Origin of the sequence: Pseudoalteromonas sp. 20-MNA-CIBAN-0454 (genome assembly GCF_040308685.1) — a bacterium.
Classification (GTDB): Bacteria; Pseudomonadota; Gammaproteobacteria; order Enterobacterales; family Alteromonadaceae; genus Pseudoalteromonas; species Pseudoalteromonas nigrifaciens.
Genome location: NZ_JBEOOB010000164.1, coordinates 1 through 275, shown reverse-complemented (window position 1 = coordinate 275; position 275 = coordinate 1). Strand labels below are relative to the sequence as shown.

General features: G+C 45.1%; 1 protein-coding gene. It reads left to right on the top strand.

The features are described 5' to 3' along the window. Positions 1–194: hypothetical protein (locus AAEZ22_RS18375; protein WP_352298477.1), on the top strand; the 194-nt coding region annotated here is incomplete at its 5' end. Between the last annotated feature and the right edge of the window lie 81 nt (positions 195–275).

Below are 275 nucleotides of genomic sequence, written 5' to 3'. Positions count from 1 at the left end.
ATCTAGCAATGACGGGCGGTCAGGTCACCCTCGCCATCGAAGAAGACTCACAAGCAGACGGCGGACAAACAGCCCACGCCAGCTTTGCTAATTTGGCGTCCTTATTATTAGTGTCACCCACCGATGAGATGGCCAGCCAGCAGTGGTATAGCGAGTTGGCCGAACAATATCCTGAATTAAAAGCAAACATGTAGCACGTGATTAAAATAACCTCTTATATTAAAATAACCTCTTATACTGACATTTGGATACGGTAGTCTTGATTGTTATAAGCG